Origin of the sequence: Mucilaginibacter lappiensis, assembly GCF_900155965.1 — a bacterium.
Lineage (GTDB): Bacteria > Bacteroidota > Bacteroidia > Sphingobacteriales > Sphingobacteriaceae > Mucilaginibacter > Mucilaginibacter lappiensis.
This window is the reverse complement of the sequence record NZ_FTMG01000016.1, coordinates 59482-75472: the sequence shown is the minus strand read 5'-3', so window position 1 is coordinate 75472 and position 15991 is coordinate 59482. Positions and strand designations below refer to the sequence as shown.

The following is a 15991-nucleotide window of genomic DNA, read 5'->3' as shown; positions in this document are numbered from 1 at the left end:
TATATGCTATAGTGTTACGTTTACAGGATATACGGATTATACGCCACAAACAGTTTTTGATCAGGATACATATTTTGATGGATAAGGCCTATACACTTCTTTTTGAAGCGCCAGATTATCACCCTTACGGTGAAACGGCAATTTTTTAAGCCATAATTTGAGCGCCTGCCAATGAATCAATGCAATCACCTGAAGTGTAATAAGCGGGAAGCTCAAAAAATAAAGCAGCAAATTAGCATCAGTTAAAGGTTTGCGGTTACCGCTAAGGGTGCTGATAAAAAAGCGCTTACCCTCACGGTCATAATCATCAATTTTTACCTGTAGTTTTTCGCCGGGTACCTGCAGATCGAAATCAAAATTGGTGTCCATATCAATAAATGGCGACACGTAGAAGTATTTTTCGATATTGAGCTTAAAGCCGCCTGCCTGCTGTGTTTCGGCACCTAAAAAATAGGGTTTCATTTCCCTAAAGGTATTGCAAACCTCTACAACTGAGCAAATAGGCAGGTCATTATCATCAAAACAAAAATAAAAGGACACCGGGTTAAATTGATAGCCTAAGGTACACAGATTGGTTAACATCATGATCCGTTTCAGAGGCGTATCTATGCCCTGTGTTTTTAAATAATCATTGATATGCTCCCTGGTATTTTTGGAGGTATCCGGCTTTTCTCGGGGCAGTTGCAAGTGATCTTTATCCCTGAAATTGAACAGATTGAAGCGGTTGCGACTCATCAGTTTCAATCGTTTACCCAACTCGTCTATCTCATCCAGATCGAGATAAAACATAAATATATGGTAATGGAAGCGGTGTACTTTTGGCGCCATTCGGTGGTGCATCACTTTTGCCTTATATAAACAGGAATTAATTGCGCCGCTTGCCATAATTTAATATACGTATGAAGTACCGGGTTGGTTTATATCGCCATAAACCGGCCGGCCCAATAAATGAGAACACAGCTTTACCGCGCTGGCAAAAGCATCCTCATGAAAGCCATATTTAAAATAGCTGCCGCAGAAATAGATAGGCCCCTGTTCATTTAATTGATGCAACTCTGCCTGGGCGTTGATAGCAGGTACGTCAAACAGCGGGTGTTCGTAATCTATTTCTTTGATGATCTTTTGTTCGTCGATATTATCATGCGGGTTGACAGAAACAAAGTAATTCTTCTTTTCAGACACCCCCTGTAATTTGTTCATCCAGTAAATGGTACTGGGCAAAAGCTTACCCTGCTGCATTTGTATGCGATAATTCCAGCTGCTCCAGGCCAGTTTTGTTTTGGGCATCACACTTTCGTCGGTATGCAGGGTGGCTTTGTTGTATTGATATTTAAAGTTTGATAACAGCCTTTGTTCGTTTGCTATTGGTTCATCAAGCATTTTTAGGGCCTGATCGCCGTGACTGGCAATGATCACCCTATCAAACACTTCCCGTGAACCATCGGCAGCGTGAACGGTAGCTTTACCATCTGCGTTTCGGGATACCTTGATGGCCTTTCGACCAACATGGATCCGATCTTTAAACGGCCTGATCAGGACTTCCCGGTATGACTGACTGCCATCTACCGGTGTATACCATTGATGCTGCGTATCCAGGCCTAAAAAACCGTGATTCAGAAAAAAACGAATGAGGGTTACCGCAGGGAAATCAAGCATTTGTTCCATCGGCGTCGACCATACCGCCGAACTCATCGGTACCAGGTATTTCCATAGCATATCATCGCTATAACCAAACTCCTTGATGTACCTGCCAATAGAGTAATCGGCATATTTGGGATCATCCAGTATTTGAACGCTCTCTTTATTGAACCTGCCAATTTGCATCAGCATTTTGATATAGCGCGGATTAAATATGTTTTTGCGCTGCGCGAATAAGTGGTTAACACTGGACCCGCTGTATTCCAGACCGGTAGGTACATACTGTACGCTGAATGACATATCGGTCTTTTTAACCGGGGCACCTATCTCCTCAAAAAGGCGGCACAGATTGGGATAGGTTTTATAGTTAAATACCATAAAACCGGTATCAATATATACAGGTTCGCCATCTTCATCAACAGTAACGGTATTGGTATGCCCGCCGATGTAGTCATTCTGTTCGTAGAAGGTAAGATCGGTTTCTTTTTGTAAAAAATGTCCGCATCCCATCCCGGCAATACCGGTACCAATGATGGCCGTTTTGTGCATATTATTGAGTTATAGTATTTAAAAAAATTTCAACAGCATAGGTGGATAGCTGCCCACCCGGGCCATTCAAATGGTAATCAAAACCGTGTGTGGCCCAGGGCAGTTTTAACCAATAATGTTTGATGCCGTTTTGCTGTAGCTTTTGGTTTAGTCTGCGGCTATGCTCATAGGCTACCAGCACATCATTTGCACCATGAATAATAAGTGTTGGCGGCGATTGCCTGCTTACAAACTCCAAAGGTGAGCAAGTCACATATTTGGCAGGTATTTGCTTATAAGGGCCCCCGATGTAATTTTCCATCACCTTGCGCGAATCCATAATCAGCGGGTTGGATGGGATAGAATATCCCCAAACCATATCCGCCGGGCCATAAAAATCAATCACGCCTTTTATGGAGGTATCACGCAAAGTATAAGCCGCCAGCAAGGCTATCTGAGCCCCCGCCGACCGGCCCAGCAGCACGAATTTGTTGGTATCGATATATAACTCATCGGCATGATGACGTAAATATTTAAGGCAGTTTTCGATATCCTCGACAGGTGCCGGTGTTTGATATTTGGGGGCAAGCCGATAGTTGATGGCTGCCACATGATATCCCTGCTCCGCCAGAACACTGTTCAGTTCCGGTAATTGCTGGCTATCCCCACTACTCCAGGAGCCACCGTGTATCACAATAACACAAGGCCGTTTACCTAACACCCGTGATTGGTAAAAATCCAGATTCAATGTGGTATCCGGATAGCTTACGTACGGATAAGTTTTATAAGCTAAAGCTGGTGTACCTTTCAACAATTTCATTAAACTGAATGGTTGTTGATTGGCACGGAAAACAGTTGGTGAATTACCGCATTGCATGCTGCTGAAAGCCTCAGCTATATCCTGCTGTAAATTTCCTGCAATGATACAAGCCCTTACCATCGGCGAAAGAAACAGCAGTAACGTTACAATACCCAGCGCAGTACCCGCAGTCCGGTATGAGCTTACCCATACCCCCGAAACAGTGATTATAGTTGTCAGGCCAATAAATATAACCGGGTATTCGGTCATTACAATGGCAGCGAGCCACAGGTAGTAAGCAGGGGCCTTGAATACCGTTAGTAGAGAAAGCAGAAATAATATAAGTAGTGGTATCAGCCTGATCATTTTTGTGTTTTATGAAAAAGATAATGGCTCACCAACCATTCGTTACCCTGGTTAAAATTCCATAGTTCGGCGCAGGCCATATAAAAAATACGCCAGTAAACCCACCATTTAACGGCCTCGCTTTTGCCGTAGGTTTGCTCAAACAAAGGCATGATCTCTTTTTTATGCGCATCCATATTTACCAGCCAGGCTTCGGCAGTTTTGCCATAGTGTGTGCCGTTTACGTGCCAGTGTTTTTCAACCACCAGATCATCATTAAAATACGACATTAGATCGTCCGAAGGCATGATGCCACCCGTAAAAAAGTATTTGCTCATCCAGTCAGTTTCGTCAATTACCTCAAAAAGGTAAGCATATTCCTTATGAGTAAAAATATGGATCCATAGTTTACCATCGGGTTTTAAGAACGAAGCCACTTTAGCCATTAACAGCTGGTAATTACGCATATGCTCAAACATCTCTACCGATACCACACGGTCAAATTTATCATCAATGGTAAAAGCGTTGATATCGGCAGTGATTACCGTAAGGTTTTTGATACCCCGCTGTTTGGCCTGCTCATCTATATGTATTTTTTGCGTACGCGAGTTGGATACCACCTTGAAAGTACTGCCCGGATATTTTGCGGCCATATACAGCGATAACGAGCCCCAGCCGCAACCCAATTCCAATACCTGCTGCCTGTTTTCCAGTTCGGCACGCTGGCAGGTTAGTTCCAGCATGTCGGTTTCGGAGGTATCAATATCGGTTACGCCTGGTTTCCAGTAGCCGGATGAATATTTCAGGTTTTTACCCAGGCAATATTGGTAAAACTCCGTTGGTACTTCATAGTGCTGTTGGTTGGCATCGACCGTATTTACCGCTATGGCCGAGGCCTTTAACTGGGCGATCAGCTCCATCAAGTGGGCCTGTTGCTGCTCTACGCCGCCTTTGTTTTCATCGGCCAAACGTTGTTTTAAAAGTTTGCGGATACCCTGCCTCAGTAAAAAATCAGGAACCTTGTTTTGTTCTATTAGTTTATCGTACCACATAAGTTTAGGATATACGTATAACGATTTTTACGCGATACGATGTAAGCCTTGTTTTAAAGGATATTACGTGTTTTACAACTTTTTGGATTGTATCCCCTCCCACATTTTGTACAAAAAACTTTTTAAAGTTTTATTTTAACATTTTTTTGCCCCAAAACGATACAAAAACTGACGAAAAACACTCGAAAACTGGTGCAAAACCATCGATTTTAACACTTTTTAACAAATTTTTGACGTGTTTTGAAAGGTTTAAAAAGTATTAAATTACTGATAGTCAAATAACAATATACCAAATGGATGATTTTTGGGCCTTTTATTTCCTTAACACAACGGCCCGATTTTCCTGATAAAAGGAAAACCGGGCCGTTGTATATAAAGATACCGAAAAAAATTGATGATATCAAATGCTTCTACGGGATGTCTGTGACCACAAAGTAGTTCCCCTTCAGGGGGTGAGGGGGCGTTTAAACCAGGGGATAAACACACTGGTACTTGACTGGTATTGTTTAAAAGCCTCGCCTTTGGAACGTAATGACTGCTCTTCCGTAGCCGGGATACCGGTTACTTTCAGCAGGAGGTACAATATAATAGCCGGACTGATCACAGCCAGATACCCATAGGGTGAGCCCAGCGCAAATACAAAGTAAGATACCCACATGAGCCATTCGAAAAAATAATTGGGGTGGCGCGAATAGTTCCACAAACCCACCGAACATACCTTACCCTTGTTGGCCGGATCACGTTTGAATGCGGCCAGCTGCCTGTCGGCAATGGTTTCGCCGGTTATGCTGATAAACCATAAGGCAAAACCCGCATATTCAAATCCGGATAGCTGCGGATTGGTATCCATTGCACTGATAAAAAAGGGTATGGCCAGCAGCACATTGGAGATGGCCTGAAACTGGAAGAAAAAGAAAAACTTACGATCGGGGTTGGGCGCCCACTCTTTTCGCAATTGTTGATAACGGCCTTCTTCCTCGTTAATATGTTTCAATATGCGGATGGCCAGGTGTGTGCCTAAACGTAAACCGGCAAGTATCACCATAGCACAGATGAGATGCCTGCGCGTGGGAAAACCCGGAGCCAGCAACCATAGTATCACACCGATAACCGGGAAATTGTACGACCAAAAAATATCCACCACTCCGGCATTTTTTATTTTGCGTGCCCAAAACCATACCAGCAGCATGATGCCGCAACAGGCCAGCAGGCAATACACGATAAGGCAAAGTACAGGTTGGCTATTCATTTCTTGCGGTAAAGAGTTCTTTCAGCCCTTCGTTTTCTTTTAGGTGGAATAGTTGGATGAGCACAAACGCTATAGTGGCAATACTACCCAGCATCACCAATAGCACGAGCCATACAATTTTAAGCAAAACGCCCTTCTCTTTATAGCAAACCCACAGATAAATGACCAAAACATTAGCATAAAAATCCCAAAGCGTGGCCCGCATCCAGGGTATCGATCCCAGGAAATCCCATTCCTTAAGTAAATTACTTTCCATGCTGGTACTGATCACCACATAGCTCATCCATACAAACAGGATACTAAAGATTATTTTTAAGGTGGTTATCATAGGCTGTTATTTTGATGATTTGATAAACTTCATCGCATCATCGGCGTGTTCTTTACCTTCCAGCATAGCCGCGTGCGTATACACCACGTTGCCTTTCAAATCAACAATAAAAGTTTCCCTGCCCGACATGAAGAATTTCTTTTTCACCCCAAATAAATTGTAAACCTTATTGTCCGGATCGCTCAGTAAGGTGAAAGGTAATTTGTAATGATCTACAAAACCTTTATGGCTGGCCACTGTCCCGCCGTTGATACCAATCACTTTAGCCCCGGCTTTGGTAAAATCATTAAAGCTATCGCGGAAAGCGCAGGCTTCTTTGGTACAAACCATGCTTTCGTCTTTAGGGTAAAAATAAATAACCAGCGTGTGTTTACCAACCTCGTCGGCCATTTTAAACAGCTTGCCATTTTGGTCATACAAGGAAAAATCGGGGGCTTTTTCGCCGGCTTCGATATGCTTTTGCGCTTTCGCCGTAAAGCTGAACAGGCAAAAAGCGATCAGCATCAGCCCTATACCTTTTATGGTGGTTTTACTCATAGCTGTATATACGGGAATAAACAGCGATGGGTTTTTAATTTCAATCACAGACCACCATTCCATCCCTCATTCCCCAAAAGTATAAGTGATCAGTAGAAAAGTATAAATCAACCAGCGCTATTCGGCGCACCTTTGTTTCAGCAATTAAATATAAAAGCAATGAAAAAGACAGTATTAATCACCGGCGCTTCATCAGGATTTGGAAAAGAGGCCGTTAAATTATTTCATAAAAACAACTGGAACGTGATAGCTACCATGCGTTCGCCAGAAAAAGAAACAGAATTATCGGCACTCGACCAGGTTTTGTTAACCAAATTAGATGTGACTGATAAAGCCAGCATACAAAACGCGGTGAAAGCCGGTATTGAAAAATTTGGCCAGATTGACGTATTGGTGAACAATGCGGGTTATGGTGCATTTGGCGCATTGGAAGCCGCTAGCGATGCAGAGATTAAAAAACAGTTCGATGTTAATTTATTTGGATTGATTGATGTGACCAAAGCTTTATTACCCCTGATGCGCGAACAAAAATCAGGCGTTATCATCAACGTTTCTTCTATAGGCGGTAAGGTTACTTTCCCGTTCTCATCCCTTTACCATGCCACTAAGTTTGCGCTGGAGGGTTTAACAGAATCTATCCAATACGAACTAAACCCACTAGGCATCCAGTTAAAAATAGTTGAACCTGGTGGTTATAAAACCGAGTTCGCCGGTCGTTCGATGGCTGTTTACGGCGTTGGTGAATCAGGTGATTATAAGGTTCCGTTTGATAAATTTCTCCAATCGATAGAACACTGGCCGATGTCTGAAAACCTTAACGAAGTAGCCGAAGCCATTTATGAGGCGGCTACCGATGGTACCGAAAAACTGCGTTATCCCGTAGGTCATGATGCCGAACCAATATTGGAGGCAAGACACCAGATGGATGATGTGGATTTCAAAAAAATGATAGTAGGCCAACTCGGCATTTAGTAGGGAGCAAAGATTTTTGGAGCAAGGATTTGGGGAGCAAGGAACAAGGATATATAAGGAGCAAGGACTAAGGAAAAAGAAAAGTCCTTGTTCCAAAAATCCTTACTCCTAACCCGCGCAGCCTTCCTTTTTTTATAGTAACTTTATTTGATCAATAAAAACATGGCCAATAAATATATTGAACTGGAATCCATCAGCGATCTGCACCGGATGGTACATTACACTCCACCAAGGCACCCCCTGGTGAGTGTTATTGATCATGCCGACTTTTATGCCAGACGGCCCCGGGTGGATGCATTTTACCGGTTTGGCTTTTATACCATATCCTGCAAAAAGTTCGAGGGTGTATTAAAATACGGGAAGGGCTATTATGATTTTAATGAGGGTTCCCTGATGTTTACAGCCCCTGGTCAGGTGATTGCCCCCGGTCCGGATGTTTTTGTAGAAGAAGGTTGGGCCCTTTTCATCCATCCCGACCTGATCCATGGTACCGATCTGGGCCGAAAGATACACCAGTATACCTTTTTTAATTACGAGATAAACGAGGCGCTCCATATTTCGGAGGAAGAAAAACTGGTCATTAAAGATTGCATAGCCAAGATCGAAAAAGAATACGCCCAAAATATCGACAAGCACTCGCAGGGTCTCATTGTTAGCAATATTGAGCTGCTGTTAAATTACTGCAACCGCTTTTATGACCGGCAGTTTTATACCCGGGCCAAAATTAATTCGGATGTGGTACAGCAGTTTGAAAAATTATTAAAGGACTATTTTTCACAAAACAATCTCATAGAAACCGGCTTACCCAGTGTAAATTATTTTGCATCCAGGCTCAACCTGTCGCCCAACTATCTGTCAGATCTGCTGGGTAAATTCACAGGTAAAACCACACAGGAGCATATTCACCTGGAACTGATTGATCATGCAAAATCACTGCTGTGGGGTACCAATAAATCGATCAGTGAAATTGCTTATGGACTGGGCTTTGAGCACCCATCGCACTTTACCAAGATCTTTAAAACCAAAACGGGTAAATCGCCGAGTGAGTACAGGTTGATGAATTGAGGTTGAACAGGCGGGGTGAGCCAATTTATTAAAAAAGTGGGTTTACATGGGTTTACACTTTTCATGACTTACACACAATTAATTAACTCATAATCAATATATTAAATGTATTTACGCTCTAAAAACACGGTTTACATGTAAACCGTGTAAATGTGGAATTTCCCTGCCATCACCTGACTCCAGCCCACAAGTACTGGGAAGAAGAAAAGTTGTCATTTCGACGAGGTACGAGGAGAAATCTTATACGCCGGGATAAGCAAATTGCATAAGATTTCTCTTCGCCCCTCCATCACAACCCTCAGCCTCTGCTCATCGAAATGACAGCTTTTACAGAAATTTATAGTTCAAACACCTGTCGGCCTGGAGCCGAGCGACTGCAAGGCTGATGCTCAATAAAGCTGTATCCCCTTTTCCCTATAATCATCAAGCGCCGGGCTATCCGGATCAAGATCGGTGATCAGGTAATCAACCTTGGCCAGGGGGCAAACGTTCATCCGTTGTACCGAATTTAGTTTCTCAGAAATACACATGACCACCAGGCGATTGGAGGCATGGATCATCGCTTTTTTAAGATGGACAATGTTCAGGTCGGAATCGGTTACGCCATCGGCTATCGAAATACCATTGGTGCCTAAAAAGCAAATATCAAACTTAATTTCATGCAGATAATTCACTACCTGCGAGCCTACACAAACCTGCGAATCTTTGGAGAACTCTCCGCCTATTAATATCACTGTAACCAAAGGATGATCGGCCAGCTGCAGCGCCACCAGCGGACTAATGGTAAATATGGTAACCGCCAGGTTTTGGGGCAGGGCCTGCACCATTTCCAACACGGTAGTACCGCCTCCGGTTAACACCATCATACCACTTTTTATCAAGCCGATAGCTTTTCGGGCAATAACCTTTTTAGCATCAACCGCATAGATATCGGTATGCTGAAAGGGATAGTGGAATGACTTGGACAGGGCGCCGCCGTGCACTTTCACAATCTGACGGGAGTCGTCCAGCTCCATGAGATCGCGGCGTATGGTGTCTTCAGATACATTTAGTGCCGTAGCCAGATCGGCCGACAATACTTTGTTATGCAGGTTTATTTGTTTGATGATAAATGCGTGGCGTTCCTTTTTAAGCATATACAAATGTAGTTTTTTGTAACAATCCTGAATCTGGTGTATTTATAGGGTTATATATCCAGTCGACTCACTCACCCCGGCATCGCTTCGCTTGCCGCCCCTCTCTTCAGCTTCGGTGGAAAGAGGGGCTTTCACTTGTCATCCTGAGCGCAGCCAAGGATCTATTCGACGATAGTGTGGTGCACAACAGATTCTTCGCTACGCTCAGAATGACAAAATTTCTTTTATAATCTTTCAATTACCCTCTTTGCCGCGAAGCGGAAGAGAGGGTAATCCATCCGCCAGCTGGCGGAGATAGATCGGGTGAGTCGTCTGCAATAGCCGCATATAAACATGCGGTTATTTGCAAATTATAAAATAAAATCAGATAAATAGCGCACAATTAAAAATAAATTATACATATATTTAGCACAGACTTTATTACTATGCGGTTTTATGCAGGATTTACCGCCTGGTAACCGGCGGAAATTATCTTAACGGGTTTCGCCCGGGAATTTGCAACTAACAAACACTATATAATTAACCCAATTAAGTATGAAAAAAAGTTTACTCTTTTTTTTCCTGGTATTATGTTGTTGTGCCCTAAAAACTATGGCGCAAGTACAAACCATTACCGGAAAAATCACCTCGGCCGATGATGGAAATCCACTACCCGGGGTATCTGTAAGAATTAAAGGGACTAATACCGGTACCCAGTCCGACTCAAAAGGAGCGTATTCCATTGCCGCAAGTCCCGGCCAGGTCATCGTCTATTCTTTTATAGGTATGAAAGCCCAGGAAAGAACGGCAGGTACGGCCACTGTAGTGAACATAGCGATGCAGTCGGATGCTACGATGTTGAAGGAAGTGCCTATTACGGTGGGCTTTGGTGTAAAGGCTGACAAGCGTTATTCTACCTCACCGGTACAAACGGTTAAGGGTGAAGCCATTCAGCAAACACAGCGCGAAAATTTTATTAATGCCCTGCAGGGCCGTGTGGCCGGCGCTACGGTTACCAGCACCAGCGGAAACCCGGGAGCATCGTCATCTATTGTACTACGTGGTTTAAACTCCATTGGTGGTTCAAACGCTCCCCTGTTTGTTATTGATGGTATCCGGGTAAGTAACGACGCGGTTGACCAAAGCTCACTGGCATCCAACGGTGATAACCGCCGCGAGGATTTTACCAATCGCATAGCGGACATCAACCCTGATGATATCGAATCGGTTACGGTATTGAAAGGCGCGGATGCGGCGGCGGTATATGGTTCATCAGCCTCGGGTGGTGCCATCGTGATCACGACTAGAAAAGGCCATGCAGGCCCCGGTACGGTTACTTATGATAACGACTTTGGCTTTGCTACCGCTTATCGCTTTCCGAAAATTCAGGACGTTTTTGGCGTAGGTCAAAACGGCAGCACCAACGGTACGGTACGTACGCTATTCGGACCGGCCTATGCTCCGGGTACAAAAACCTACAATAACCTGCAGGATATTATGCAAACCGGCCATACCACTATTAACAACCTGGCGCTTGAGGGTGGTAACGAGATCACTACTTACCGGCTTTCGGCCTCTATCCGCAACACTACAGGTGTACTGCCGGTAGCGTATAATGATAAGATTTCCCTCCGTTTTTCGGGTACGTCAAAAATCTCCTCCAAACTAACCAGCAGTGCCTCGTTCAATTATTTTAATATTGATAACCGCAAGCTGAACAAAGGCAACTCGGGTACTTATATCGATGCGCTGGCATGGCCCACCAATGATGACGTGCGTAATTACCTGAACCCTGACGGTACCCGCAGACTGGTATTACCGGCAAGTGCCGGCAATGTAGTATCTGATGGCCTCATTGACTTTGACAACCCGCTTTGGGATGCCCATAACAACATCAGTCGCGATAAAACCAACCGTATGATAGGCAATATCGACCTGTCATTTGATGCTGCATCCTGGCTTAATTTGCGGGCCCTGGCCGGTATCGATTATGCCGCCACGGCCGGTAATAACTTTGTGAGCCAGTACAGCTCATCGTACCAAAATTCACCGCTAAACAGCTTCGCATCTACCAGCGGTATATCCACCGGTGGTATTATTGACAATTATAATGATGGCAACCTGCAAATCAACGGTTCGTTCTTCGCTACCGGCAAAAAACAGTTTGGCGATTTTAAAACCACGCTGGCGGTTGGCGCCGAAGCGATTTCCAACTCGGATGAGATCAACGGTTATTATGGCGAAAAATTCATCCAGCCCGATTTTAACAATATCAACAATACTACACCTACCACCCAGCGTTCATCAGACTATGTGAAAAAAGTGCGCTATCTCTCGGGTATAGCCAGGTTGGGTTTAGTGTATAAAGAAATATTGACACTGAATGCTACCGCGCGCGAAGAGTATTCGTCCAAACTATCGGGCACACAACAGGATCATTATTTTTATCCATCGGTGGGTCTCGGTTTTATATTTACCGAGCTGCCGGGCTTAAAGGATAGCCCTATATTATCATTCGGTAAAATCAGGGCGTCCTATGCCGAAGTGGGTAAAGACCCTGCCGCTCCTTACAAAATACGATCGACCCTGTTACAGCAAACTACCACCGGCGGCGGCTTTGCTTATGATGTTACCGGCAACAACCCCAACCTGCGGCCAGAGCGCGATAAAGAGCTTGACCTGGGTGCCGAATTTCAATTTTTCAATGGTCGCTTAGGTGCCGATATCAGCTATTACCAGGTAAAGGCAACCAACCAGATCTTTAATCCACGCATCAGCTATGCATCGGGTTATGTACTGGAGTATATTAATGGCGGCGAGGTGAAGAACCATGGTTTTGAGGTATCCTTAACCGGCGCGCCTGTTAAATCCAAAGACTTTAACTGGGATGTATTATTAAACTTTACCGCGGCCCGCGGCAAAGTAGTTAGCCTGGGCGGCTTGCCGGAGTATTATAATTCCGATACCTGGATCTACTCCAACGTGCGTTCAAGCATCTTCCCCGGCAGCAGCACTACCAATATAGCTGCTTTTGGTTATGCCAGAAACAATGCAGGTAAGGTACTGATAGATCCAACCAGCGGCATCCCTATCAGCAACGTTACTTTTGGCGTAGCCGGCGATAGGCAGCCCAAATTCAGCATCGGCCTGGGTAATCATTTTACCTTTAAAGATTTTGACTTGAACTTCCTGTTCGACATACGTAAAGGCGGGGATGTATTTAACGGCAACGAGCTTTTCATGACCCGTTATGGCTTAAGCGTTCGTACCCTCAACCGCATGACTCCTATTGTTGTGCCGGGTGTTTTAAAAGATGGTAACGAAAACTCGGCTAATCCAACAGTCAACAACATCCAGGTTACTCCTAACACCCAGAATAACTATTATGCCAACGCCATTGATGCTGATTTTATTGAGCACAACATTAATTGGGTAAGGTTAAAGGATATTACGTTAAGCTACAAATTACCACAATCGTTATTAAAACGTCAAAACGTGTTTAAATCGGCCAGCGTGTTTGTAACCGCTACGGATGTGTTTATGATCACCAATTATTCTGGTGCAGATCCCGACGTAAACGGCACCAACTCCTCCACTTTAGGAACAGGCGCTGCCGGTTTTGATTATGGTACCGTACCTACGCCGAGGGTAATTTCTTTAGGTTTAAGAGTGAAGTTATAAAAAGAAGACAACATGAAAAGTTTTAAATATTCCATATTGACAATGCTTGTGCTGTTTTCGGCAAGCAGTTGTAAAAAATATATTGATGTAAATACCAACCCCAATGCCCCGGTTACGGCTGATGCATCGGCCCTATTACCGCCTATACAGGCAGGCATGGCACGTGGTGTTTGGTACGATAGCCGTTATATAGGCCAGTATGCCCAGGTATGGGGATCGGCAACGGCCAACAATATCTGGGACGAAGAAGGTTATTCGCCGGCCTCTGACTCGAACGGCGAAATGTGGCGCACGGTTTATTTTAGCCTGGGCCAAAACATCACCCTGTTATGGCAGGATGCTATCCCCAAAAAGAAATGGGATTATGTGGCCGTGGGTTACGCATTGCGGGCCTGGGGATGGCAAACCGGCGGCGACCTGTACGATCACATGATCGTAAAAGAAGCCTTTGACCCTACACGCCTGACCTTTGATTATGATGATGGTTCTGTGGTTTACGCCGAAGTGGTGAAAGATTGCCAACTGGCCCTAAATTACATGAACCTGGCCATTAAAACCGACAACCTGATCGTATCGCCTACGCTGGCCAAAGGTGATTATATGTATTACGGCGATCGCAGTAAATGGATCAAATTTATTTACGCCATACTGGCCCAGAACGCGCTGCACCAAAGTAATAAGGCTACTTTCAATGCCGATAATGTAAAGAAATATGCCGACAGCTCGTTTGTAAGTAATGCCGATAATGCCAGTGTGGAATGTAAAGGTTCACAATCTGGCGACTCCAATTTCTGGGGGCCATCAAGGGGAAATATCGGTCCATACAAGCAATCTGATTTTATAGTACGCCTGCTAGATGGCCGTATTTTTACAGGCTCTGCCACACAGGACACTACTTTAGATCCGCGTATTAAACAATTGATATCACAAAGCAAGGATAAAGTATATCGCGGTGTTATAGGCACCAACGGCGACCCTAACGCAACAGATGCCAATACGCTTATACCATTTTTGTTTGGCAACGGTGTAACTACTTATCCCACTACCGCACCTTACGCCCAGCGATACATTTATAATGATAATTCACGCGGTGTGTTGATGACCTATGGCGAAGTACAATTCTTCAAAGCCGAAGCTTTATACAAAAAAGGTGACCAGGCTGGTGCTTATGCTGCCTACATCAATGGGGTTAATGCCAGTTTGGATTTTGTTAGTAACCCACCACAGGCAACAGCACTTACAGGCACTAAACAAGCTATATCTACTGCAGCCATCAGTGCTTACATGAGCGGGCCATGCGTTAAGCAAAGCGCCGCTACCTTAACCATCGCCGATATCATGCAGCAAAAATTCATCTCGCTGTTTGTATGGGGATCGCTGGAAGCCTGGGCCGATGAGCGCCGCTATAATTACGATACCAATATTTTCCAGGGCTTTAGTAAACCGGGTACACTTTACCCGGATAACGGTGGCAAACAGGTTTATGTAGTAAGGCCGCGCTACAATTCCGAGTATATCTGGAATGTGCCGGCACTCAAAAGCTTTGGCGCCCTTGATCCGGATTATCATACCAAAAAACCGTGGTTCATTTTACCTTAATCATTTCAAAAAAGAGACATTATGAAAACGAACTTTTATATCATTACATGCCTGTTTTTGATCACGATCACAGGTTGTAAAAAAAATACCATCACCCAGTTATCCCAACCGGCAACGGGCGCGCAACTCAGGTATGCACAAGCCATCCCCGGCCTGCCCGCTGTTGACGAATATGTGAACGGGACAAAGATAAGTCCGCAGCAAAATGTGGGGCTAACCGATAATTTAAAACCCACATCGGTCATCACAGGTATCGCTTATCCTTCGGCTTTTAATACGGCCACGCAATTTGGCGGTCTTTATCCGGGCGGCACCTCGGTTAATTACGCGTTGGTAGCAACCGGCAATGCAACTATTAAAATCGCCACTTCAACCCCGGTACCGGCATTGGTGAGTGCTCAAACCGCAGCACCCAACACCACTGTTGCCAGCGTAACACAATCGCTTGCTGAAAGGGGCACTTATTCCCTGTTTACCATCGGTTACCCGGATAAACCTGCCACCATATTTGTGGAGGACAAATTCCCTACAGCCGATATGACCAAGATCTATGTGCGGTTTGGCAATTTTATACCCAACAGTCCGCCGCTTGATGTTACAGGTGTTTATACCCTCACCGGCGCTCCTGCGGCTACCACCTTAACACCCTTTACCAGCATTGCAGCAGGCAAACTAACCGATTTTTTACCCATAGATGCTAACACTATAGGCACTACCGGATACACCTTCCAGCTGTACCTGGCGGGCACAAGTACTAAAGTGGGCGCTGTTACCAAAGCCATCAATATGGCACCGGGCAGGTACTATACCATTATGGCCAACGGTTTGTATACCGATTATGTGGTGGGCACTACCGGCATTACCTTAAAAGCTACGGCCAGGCCAACCAAACCATCGGACCCGAACAGCCTGTTACCCGAAATATATTATAACCCGCCGGGCATCAGTTATTTCACTACCAAATAGGTTATCATTTATCAAAAGGCCCCGAACATTTCGGGGCTTTTTTGTTATTGGGTTGACACGGCTTTTTTTAACCCTGGTATATTTGCACCTGGTTCCTTAATTTTCAGACGCCGTAAT

The 15991-nt window shown here is 44.6% G+C and carries 13 protein-coding genes; 5 read left to right on the top strand and 8 right to left on the bottom strand.

The genetic code is table 11. The features are described 5' to 3' along the window. Positions 1 to 60 precede the first annotated feature (60 nt). The 7 genes from BW976_RS23490 to BW976_RS23460 form a co-directional block, all read right to left on the bottom strand. Positions 61 to 885, bottom strand: a complete 825-nt coding sequence (locus BW976_RS23490) for a DUF1365 domain-containing protein (RefSeq protein WP_076377130.1) — start codon at positions 883 to 885, stop codon at positions 61 to 63. A gap of 3 nt (positions 886 to 888) precedes the next feature. Beyond that, positions 889 to 2187, bottom strand: a complete 1299-nt coding sequence (locus BW976_RS23485) for an NAD(P)/FAD-dependent oxidoreductase (RefSeq protein ID WP_076377128.1) — start codon at positions 2185 to 2187, stop codon at positions 889 to 891. A gap of 1 nt (position 2188) precedes the next feature. Beyond that, positions 2189 to 3331 (bottom strand): alpha/beta hydrolase, encoded by a 1143-nt coding sequence (locus BW976_RS23480; RefSeq protein WP_076377126.1) that lies wholly within the window; start codon positions 3329 to 3331, stop codon positions 2189 to 2191. Then, entirely contained in the window at positions 3328 to 4362 is a 1035-nt protein-coding gene (locus tag BW976_RS23475) for an SAM-dependent methyltransferase (protein WP_076377124.1), read from the bottom strand. The genes BW976_RS23480 and BW976_RS23475 overlap by 4 nt, the downstream gene beginning before the upstream one ends. Positions 4363 to 4807: 445 nt before the next feature. Next, the gene (locus BW976_RS23470) at positions 4808 to 5611 is read right to left on the bottom strand and encodes a DUF1295 domain-containing protein (RefSeq protein WP_076377122.1); all 804 of its coding nucleotides are present in this window, start codon (positions 5609 to 5611) and stop codon (positions 4808 to 4810) included. Then, a complete protein-coding gene (locus BW976_RS23465; protein WP_076377120.1) occupies positions 5604 to 5939 on the bottom strand; it encodes a DUF1475 family protein in 336 nt (111 codons plus the stop codon). Before BW976_RS23465 ends, BW976_RS23470 begins: the two co-directional genes overlap by 8 nt. 6 nt (positions 5940 to 5945) lie before the next feature. Beyond that, complete coding sequence (locus BW976_RS23460; protein ID WP_245834775.1) at positions 5946 to 6476, bottom strand: peroxiredoxin; 531 nt, start codon at positions 6474 to 6476, stop codon at positions 5946 to 5948. Positions 6477 to 6635: 159 nt separating this feature from the next. Here BW976_RS23460 and BW976_RS23455 point away from each other — a divergent pair, with 159 nt between their 5' ends. Together BW976_RS23455 and BW976_RS23450 are read left to right on the top strand one after the other, a co-directional pair. Beyond that, positions 6636 to 7448 carry an SDR family oxidoreductase gene (locus BW976_RS23455; protein ID WP_076377118.1) on the top strand — a complete coding sequence of 271 codons (813 nt, stop codon included), beginning with the start codon at positions 6636 to 6638 and terminating at the stop codon, positions 7446 to 7448. 162 nt (positions 7449 to 7610) lie between these two features. Beyond that, positions 7611 to 8513, top strand: a complete 903-nt coding sequence (locus tag BW976_RS23450; RefSeq protein WP_076377116.1) for a helix-turn-helix domain-containing protein — start codon at positions 7611 to 7613, stop codon at positions 8511 to 8513. Positions 8514 to 8902: 389 nt separating this feature from the next. On the opposite strand, the gene BW976_RS23445 is transcribed toward BW976_RS23450, so the two are convergent. Further along, positions 8903 to 9649, bottom strand: coding sequence for a DeoR/GlpR family DNA-binding transcription regulator (locus BW976_RS23445; protein ID WP_076377114.1), 747 nt, complete (start codon positions 9647 to 9649; stop codon positions 8903 to 8905). 534 nt (positions 9650 to 10183) lie between these two features. Here BW976_RS23445 and BW976_RS23440 point away from each other — a divergent pair. From BW976_RS23440 to BW976_RS23430, 3 genes are read left to right on the top strand one after another with little or no spacing between them, the layout of a single operon-like run. Then, positions 10184 to 13309, top strand: coding sequence for a SusC/RagA family TonB-linked outer membrane protein (locus BW976_RS23440; protein WP_076377112.1), 3126 nt, complete (start codon positions 10184 to 10186; stop codon positions 13307 to 13309). Positions 13310 to 13321: 12 nt separating this feature from the next. Then, positions 13322 to 14908, top strand: coding sequence for a SusD/RagB family nutrient-binding outer membrane lipoprotein (locus BW976_RS23435; protein WP_076377110.1), 1587 nt, complete (start codon positions 13322 to 13324; stop codon positions 14906 to 14908). A 21-nt stretch (positions 14909 to 14929) separates the two neighbouring features. Next, entirely contained in the window at positions 14930 to 15874 is a 945-nt protein-coding gene (locus tag BW976_RS23430; RefSeq protein ID WP_076377108.1) for a DUF4397 domain-containing protein, read from the top strand. Positions 15875 to 15991: the final 117 nt, after the last annotated feature.

Excerpts from the sequence above, each read along its gene's own strand:
- BW976_RS23480 (WP_076377126.1), bottom strand. The coding sequence starts at position 3,331 with ATGATCAGGCTGATACCACTACTTATATTATTTCTGCTTTCTCTACTA.
- BW976_RS23460 (WP_245834775.1), bottom strand. The coding sequence starts at position 6,476 with ATGAGTAAAACCACCATAAAAGGTATAGGGCTGATGCTGATCGCTTTT.
- BW976_RS23445 (WP_076377114.1), bottom strand. The coding sequence starts at position 9,649 with ATGCTTAAAAAGGAACGCCACGCATTTATCATCAAACAAATAAACCTG.
- BW976_RS23450 (WP_076377116.1), top strand. The coding sequence starts at position 7,611 with ATGGCCAATAAATATATTGAACTGGAATCCATCAGCGATCTGCACCGG.
- BW976_RS23440 (WP_076377112.1), top strand. The coding sequence starts at position 10,184 with ATGAAAAAAAGTTTACTCTTTTTTTTCCTGGTATTATGTTGTTGTGCC.
- BW976_RS23475 (WP_076377124.1), bottom strand. The coding sequence starts at position 4,362 with ATGTGGTACGATAAACTAATAGAACAAAACAAGGTTCCTGATTTTTTA.
- BW976_RS23465 (WP_076377120.1), bottom strand. The coding sequence starts at position 5,939 with ATGATAACCACCTTAAAAATAATCTTTAGTATCCTGTTTGTATGGATG.
- BW976_RS23470 (WP_076377122.1), bottom strand. The coding sequence starts at position 5,611 with ATGAATAGCCAACCTGTACTTTGCCTTATCGTGTATTGCCTGCTGGCC.
- BW976_RS23430 (WP_076377108.1), top strand. The coding sequence starts at position 14,930 with ATGAAAACGAACTTTTATATCATTACATGCCTGTTTTTGATCACGATC.
- BW976_RS23455 (WP_076377118.1), top strand. The coding sequence starts at position 6,636 with ATGAAAAAGACAGTATTAATCACCGGCGCTTCATCAGGATTTGGAAAA.
- BW976_RS23485 (WP_076377128.1), bottom strand. The coding sequence starts at position 2,187 with ATGCACAAAACGGCCATCATTGGTACCGGTATTGCCGGGATGGGATGC.
- BW976_RS23435 (WP_076377110.1), top strand. The coding sequence starts at position 13,322 with ATGAAAAGTTTTAAATATTCCATATTGACAATGCTTGTGCTGTTTTCG.
- BW976_RS23490 (WP_076377130.1), bottom strand. The coding sequence starts at position 885 with ATGGCAAGCGGCGCAATTAATTCCTGTTTATATAAGGCAAAAGTGATG.